Below are 6,896 nucleotides of genomic sequence, written 5' to 3' on the forward strand. Positions count from 1 at the left end.
AAGATTTCCTCTTTTAGTAAAGAAATAACGGCAGAGCGACCGGGCATTTATCCCGAAGCGTTCTGCCGTTTATTTTACAACACATCTTTTCTTCCAGATATCGGTCTTATAATATATGTACGTAATAACCAATCCTATGCCGATACTGATCCCGATAGCCCACCATATTCCCTGACGGCCGTACCAGGCACTTAGCTGGTAAGCCAGCGGAATACGGATTAGCCACAGGCAAAGCAGGCTGGTCACCATTGTGAAAATCGTATCTCCGGCTCCCCGAAGTGCACCATTGTAGATATTCAAAGCTCCGTGCACAATGAAGAATCCCCCGATGATCAGTAAATATTCTTTTCCGATCGCAATTACTGCCTGGTCGTTGGTGAAGGCGCGCATCATTTCTTCCCCGAAGAAGTAAATAGCTGTGAAGGTGACCACGCTGAATATGACATTGACCAGCATGGTGAACCGTAGTCCTTTGCGTACACGGTCGAAGCGGCCGGCTCCGATGTTTTGTCCGCAGAATGCAGCCAGTGCGCCGGATAGTGTCAGGACAGCTTGTGTAATGATCGTGTCGATTTTCCCGGCGGCACCGTAAGCGGTCAGGGTATCGGTGCCGAAGCCGTTCACTATTCCGAGAAGAGCAATCAGTCCCAAAGCGATCGCGCATTGTTGTACGCTGGTGGGGAGTCCTATTTTCAATCCTTCTTTGAATAGCTTCATGTCGAACAGTAAATCTTGTTTTTTGATGGATAGGAGCGGGTGGGTGTTATTTACATAACCTAAAGCCACACACATTCCGATTCCCTGTGCTATGACGGTTGCGCGTGCCGCTCCTTCGATCCCCCAGCCGAAGCCAACGATAAATAGTAAATCGAGGACGATGTTCAATACGGTGGTGATGAAAATAAAGATCATAGGGCGTACGGATTCCCCCACGCCTCTTAATATGGAAATGATACTATTGAATGTGACGAACAGGAATGTTCCTCCTATATAAATCCTGAAATAAGCGACGGCATCGGGTATGACTTCCTCCGGCGTGTTGGTCAGGCGGAAGATAGGTTCGGCGAATATGATCCCGGCAATTGAAAGGGCAATGCCTGCTACCAGCATAAAAATGAAAAAGGAGGAGAAAGCACGTTGCACTTTGTCATATTGTTTGGCTCCGAAGAATTGCGAAACGACTACGGAGGTTCCGCTTCCGACACCGATAACGAGGGATATAATGAAGTAATATATAAAGAAAGAGGCGGAAACGGCTGCTAATGCTTCTTTCCCTAAAAATTGTCCGACGATAATACTGTCGGTTACATTATATAATTGTTGCAGCAGATTACCGATCAGCAAAGGAAGTGCAAAGCGTACGATTACTTTCCAGACAGATCCGTGGGTCAGGTCGTGTTTCATAAGTCTTTTAGAAGTATATTACTGTTTGCTTTGATCATGTCTTCACGGGTTTTTAGTAATGTGTGCCACTCTTTATTGAAAAGACGGGATGTGTCGATTTTGAAGTTCTCAGAACCATACTCATCCATTTTGGTGAGGAGGTAGCTGACAGTAATCAGGTTTACATCAACAGCAGGTTGGTAATAGACAACACGTTCGTCATTTTCATAATTTACTTCTATAATGATATGGAGTTCCGTTAGTAAATAGAGTATTTCCGTTGTAATACGTATCGGGATGCGATAGGCGTCTGATAATTCATCGGCAGTATAAGGTTTTTCTTCATTTACAAAACGTTTTACGATCAGAGAGGCTATCAGTAATGTCAGGAAATCCTTGTATCGCCGACTGATGTTTTTACTGTCGCGTTCAAAACTGAACTTTTTTACGTTTTGGGAAGCATAGGCTAGTTCGGCTCCGAAAAGACATATCAGCCAGGATAGTTGCAACCATAATAATAATAAAGGTAATGCAGCAAAACTACCGTAAATAGCATTGTACTTATTTACCCATATCTGCCCGCTGATATAGATGAACTGGAAAAACTGGAAAGCAGAACCTGCTAGTGTCCCGGCAATCAATCCGTTTACGAATTTTACTTTCGTGTTAGGAAGTGAAACATAAAGACCTGTAAATACCATTATCGTAATTACGAACGGAGCGATATTCAGGACAAACTCGACCAGCGGAGTGAAAAACACATAACTGCTTAGAAATGAATTCTGCAGGGTAGACAGGAAGATGGATAGACCGCTCGATGCTGTCATTAATACCGGTAATATGAGGAATAGCGCCAGATAATCGGATATTTTTCGATGCCAGGGGCGTGACTTTTGGATTTGCCAGATATCATTGAAAGTATCTTCAATGGATGAAATCAGGTTAATGACCGTGTAAAATAACAGGATAAGGCCGACTCCGATGATTACACCACCTTGTGCCTGTGCCAGATATCTTTCTACAAATTTAAAGGCTTCGCTGAGCTCCTGTTCTTGCCGGGGAAAATAATCGAACAGTTCCTGCTGTACGGCTTCCTGAAATCCAAAACCTTTGGCAATACCCAGTAATACTGCCAAAAGCGGAACGATCGCCAGCAAGGTGCTGTAAGTAAGAGCGGATGCCTTTGTTTGCAGGTTCTCGCTGTTGAAACCGCGTACGGCAAGTATGACTGTTTTGATCGTGTTGATATAAAGTTCTTTCAGGCCGCTTACTTCATTTTCTGTAATTCTCCAGATGTCGTAAGTTACAAAACGAATGGTTCTTGTCAGCAAGGCGTTGATCCGTTCTATCAGAGGCTTTTTATCAGCAGTCTTTTTATCCGTCTTCTTCTTCATGCTGTGATTTGTAGGGGCAAAAGGTGTTTGCCGGATGAATAAAAAAATGCAGCCTGCCTGTAAGCCGGGTCCTGTGCTTCAACCGAAGTTGGAGTGTCTGCCATTTATCTTGTCTTACCGTCACCGGCAAGCTTTAGCGGTCTACCCCCCGGCATCGGACGAGCAATCCTACATACGCCGGTATACATGACCTTACAACCCATAAGGCGTACGGCATCCCGTATTGCTACGGGATCCGGTGAGCTCTTACCTCACCTTTTCACCCTTACCGGACGAGTCCGGCGGTTATTTTCTGTTACACTACTTTGCCCTTGCGGACAACTTCCCGTTAAGAAGTATGGTGCTCTGTGTTGCCCGGACTTTCCTCACATCCGAAGATGAGCGACAGACCGGCAGGCTGCAATGCGACAAAGATAACTATTTTAGTTGACAGTTGGCGGTTGACAGTTGACAATTTTGAGGAAAGACAGGAACGGGTTGTCTTTCGGGTTGCTTTTGAGTTACTTACTAAGTAGACGTCGGCTTACTTAGTAAGTAGCAGGGGAGGCTACTTATCGAGTAAGCGAAGAGTTACTTAATAAGTAGGTTAAGAACTACTTAATAAGCAAAGGATGCCCCTTTTTTACCTGCCAATTGTCACCTGTCATCTGTCAACAGATATGAACATTCTGCCGTTTCTGCTGTTATATTACTGAAAGCATGACCATTTGACAGGCGGATGATTGTTAAAAAGGTACTTTGCAATACACAGTACTGTTAAGTGCCGTTAACCCCGTATAATTCGTCGTTAAAAGTGATAAAAAATCATAGGCAAATGGAATAATCGCACGTTTTTTGAACTTTCTTTGTCGAAAGAAAAGTGTTAAATTTAAATGTTTGATAAAATAGAAAAAGTATGAAAACAATGTGGAAAAATGTGCTGGGAGTCGTTCTTGTTGCTGCGATTAGTACGGGGGCAGCCGTTGGAACAAGTGCTTATTTAATGAATAAGAAACAGCCGGTTTATGTCACCGATTCTACGAACACATTCAACCAGCCTATTCGATATGCCGGATTGAATGTAGTGGCAGCGGAAAATACCGATTTTACCCAGGCGGCAGAAAGTACCGTGCATGGGGTAGTGCATATTAAAGCTACAACCAATGCCAAGCAGTATGCTGATGATGGCAGAGGACAGCAGCAATATGTCGATCCTTTTGAGTACTTCTTCGGATTTGGAGGAAGAGGCGGAGGAGGTTTTCAGCGTCCGCAACCGCAGCCTCGTGTCGGATCTGGTTCAGGTGTTATTATTTCCACAGATGGATATATTATCACAAATAACCATGTGATTGACGGGGCGGATGAATTGGAAGTGACATTGAATGATAACCGTAAGTTTTCGGCTAAATTGATCGGAACGGATCCTACGACAGATATTGCATTGATAAAAGTAGATGCAAAAGATCTTCCGACTATTCCGTTCGGTGATTCTGAAAAATTGAAGGTAGGAGAGTGGGTGCTGGCTGTTGGTAACCCGTTCAACCTGACATCGACAGTTACTGCCGGTATCGTTAGTGCCAAAGGCCGTGGAATCTCTATGGGAGGTGACAGAAGTAAAATCGAATCATTTATCCAGACGGATGCTGCCGTAAACCCAGGTAATAGTGGGGGGGCTTTGGTGAATACAAAAGGTGAACTGATTGGTATCAACACGGCTATCTATTCTGAAACAGGAAACTTTGCCGGATATTCATTTGCTGTTCCTATCAGTATTGCAGGTAAGGTGGCAAGCGACTTGAAACAGTATGGTACTGTACAGCGTGCAATCCTTGGAGTCTTGATGATGAGTGTAGGTGATATTGCTGATCAGTTGAGTTATCCGAACCTGGATAGTAAGTTGAAAGAAGAGTTGACTGAACTGAAGTCGAAAATAAAGGTCTCTGAAGGGGCTTGCGTGTCAGATTTCGCAGAAAGAAGTTCAGCTAAAGAAGCCGGTATCGAAAAAGGTGACGTGATTATTGCTGTAAATGGTGCGAAAGTAAAGAATGCTAATGCTTTGCAGGAACAAATCAGCAAATATCGTCCCGGAGATAAAGTGGAAATTACTGTAGATCGTAATGGAAGCAATAAGAAATTTACTGTGGAACTTCGTAATGCACAAGGAAGCACATCTGTTGTGAAGAGCGCAGGTGACAGCAGTGCAGATGTTCTTGGAGCCGCTTTTAAAGCGTTGACGGATAAACAAAAACGCGAACTTGGTGTAAGCTACGGTATTGAAGTAACAGGATTGTTGAAAGGCAAATTGAAAGATGCCGGAATCCAGAAAGGCTTCGTTATCATGATTGTCAATGACCAGAAGATCTCTACACCCGAACAACTCGAAAAGTTGGTAGACAAGGTCTTGAAAGGTAATGCAGATGATCGTTACATCGTTGTAAAAGGTTTTTATCCGAACGGACGTACAAAAGTATATGCTATTGATCTAGCCGAATAATAAAATAAAGTTATATTCGTCTTATTTGGCGGGAAGATTGTTAAAGGTTTATAATTGGTCGGGTGTAGGGTGCACTCGACCAATTTTGTCAATAAAAATAATATTATCTTTGCACCCTGATATTTCTCAATTAAAAACATTGGATGAGACAGTTAAAGATCACAAAGTCCATTACCAATCGCGAAAGTGCTTCGCTTGATAAGTATCTTCAGGAAATAGGCCGTGAAGATCTTATTACAGTGGAAGAGGAAGTAGAATTGGCACAGGCAATTAAAAGAGGCGACCGGAGAGCATTGGAGAAATTAACCAGAGCTAACCTGCGTTTCGTCGTTTCTGTAGCTAAGCAATATCAAAACCAGGGATTAAGTTTACCTGACCTTATTAACGAAGGTAACCTGGGATTGATTAAAGCGGCTGAGAAATTTGATGAAACCAGAGGGTTTAAGTTCATTTCTTATGCTGTATGGTGGATTCGTCAGTCTATTTTGCAGGCTTTGGCAGAGCAGTCTAGAATTGTTCGTCTTCCGTTGAATCAGGTTGGTTCGCTGAATAAGATCAGCAAAGCCTTCTCTAAATTCGAACAGGAAAATGAGCGTAGACCTTCTCCCGAAGAACTGGCAGATGAACTGGATATTCCTGTAGATAAGATTTCAGATACTCTAAAGGTGTCCGGAAGACATATCTCTGTGGATGCACCGTTCGTAGAAGGCGAAGATAACAGTCTTTTGGATGTGCTTGTGAACGACGACGCTCCTATCGCTGACCGATCGTTGATGAACGAGTCATTGGCAAAAGAAATTGATCGAGCACTTGCTACACTAACCGAAAGAGAATGTGAGATAATCAAAATGTTTTTCGGTATAGGCTGTCAGGAAATGACATTGGAAGAGATTGGCGACAAATTTGGCCTCACTAGAGAGCGCGTCCGCCAGATCAAGGAAAAAGCAATCAGAAGATTAAGACAAGGAACACGTAGCAAGCTCCTCAAATCGTATTTAGGTTGACCTCGGGTAAAACCAAAGAGGTAAACAAAGCTCCATATCCAGAAGGATACGGGGCTTTTGTTTTTTTTATACCGACCTGGCTGTTAGGGATTGTATTTCTCGCGTACATTATATAAGTAATAATAATAGATGCGAAACCGTGAAGTGGATTGTTGTAATTTTTTTTATGCCTGTAACGATCAGTCGTTCAGAATTATAGTCTGTCAGTAACGATTTAGTTGAAAAAATAATCTCATAAAAGTTTGGAGTGTATGTTGTAAAGCACTACTTTTGCATCCGCATTCGAGAGAGAACGGCACTGCAAAACATGATGAAAAAAACTTTTAGAAAAAACTTCCTAAAACATTTGGAAGTATGAAATAAAAGTTCTTATCTTTGCATCCACGTTCGCTAAAATAAAGCGGGTGTAACAACAAGAGTTCTTTGAAAGATTTACATATCAACAAGTAGTACAAGTATTATAAATTAATACCGTCAATAACTTGAAAATAAAATAACGGATTCTGAGCATAGAGATATAAACAATTTAAACAACGAAGAGTTTGATCCTGGCTCAGGATGAACGCTAGCGACAGGCTTAACACATGCAAGTCGAGGGGCAGCACGGTGTAGCAATACATTGGTGGCGACCGGCGCACGGGT

4 protein-coding genes, 1 rRNA gene and 1 other RNA gene are annotated in these 6,896 nt (G+C 42.7%); 3 read left to right on the forward strand and 3 right to left on the reverse strand.

Annotated elements, in window-relative coordinates; translation table 11 throughout:
- Window positions 1-69: 69 nt before the first annotated feature.
- The 3 genes from NBH14_RS22585 to rnpB all read right to left on the reverse strand — a co-directional run bounded on the left by NBH14_RS22585 (window position 70) and on the right by rnpB (window position 3,178).
- Window positions 70-1,404: an MATE family efflux transporter gene (locus NBH14_RS22585; RefSeq protein ID WP_186961244.1), complete on the reverse strand. Its 1,335-nt coding sequence runs from the start codon at window positions 1,402-1,404 to the stop codon at window positions 70-72.
- Window positions 1,401-2,777 carry a YihY/virulence factor BrkB family protein gene (locus NBH14_RS22590; protein ID WP_186961245.1) on the reverse strand — a complete coding sequence of 459 codons (1,377 nt, stop codon included), beginning with the start codon at window positions 2,775-2,777 and terminating at the stop codon, window positions 1,401-1,403. The genes NBH14_RS22585 and NBH14_RS22590 overlap by 4 nt, the downstream gene beginning before the upstream one ends.
- 44 nt (window positions 2,778-2,821) lie before the next feature.
- Window positions 2,822-3,178: RNase P RNA component class A (gene rnpB / locus NBH14_RS22595), an RNA gene on the reverse strand.
- A 494-nt stretch (window positions 3,179-3,672) separates the two neighbouring features.
- On the opposite strand from rnpB, the gene NBH14_RS22600 reads away from it, so the two are divergent.
- From NBH14_RS22600 to NBH14_RS22610, 3 genes are all read left to right on the forward strand, one after another.
- The gene (locus NBH14_RS22600) at window positions 3,673-5,250 is read left to right on the forward strand and encodes a Do family serine endopeptidase (protein ID WP_186961246.1); all 1,578 of its coding nucleotides are present in this window, start codon (window positions 3,673-3,675) and stop codon (window positions 5,248-5,250) included.
- Between the two features lie 143 nt (window positions 5,251-5,393).
- Entirely contained in the window at window positions 5,394-6,254 is an 861-nt protein-coding gene (locus NBH14_RS22605) for a sigma-70 family RNA polymerase sigma factor (RefSeq protein ID WP_005641668.1), read from the forward strand.
- A 530-nt stretch (window positions 6,255-6,784) separates the two neighbouring features.
- A 16S ribosomal RNA gene (locus tag NBH14_RS22610) occupies window positions 6,785-6,896 on the forward strand; the annotation flags it as partial.

It is taken from the genome of Parabacteroides caecihominis (genome assembly GCF_023656785.1).
GTDB lineage: Bacteria > Bacteroidota > Bacteroidia > Bacteroidales > Tannerellaceae > Parabacteroides > Parabacteroides segnis.

Coding starts and splice junctions, on each gene's coding strand:
- NBH14_RS22600 (WP_186961246.1), top strand. CDS start 3,673: ATGAAAACAATGTGGAAAAATGTGCTGGGAGTCGTTCTTGTTGCTGCG.
- NBH14_RS22590 (WP_186961245.1), bottom strand. CDS start 2,777: ATGAAGAAGAAGACGGATAAAAAGACTGCTGATAAAAAGCCTCTGATA.
- NBH14_RS22585 (WP_186961244.1), bottom strand. CDS start 1,404: ATGAAACACGACCTGACCCACGGATCTGTCTGGAAAGTAATCGTACGC.
- NBH14_RS22605 (WP_005641668.1), top strand. CDS start 5,394: ATGAGACAGTTAAAGATCACAAAGTCCATTACCAATCGCGAAAGTGCT.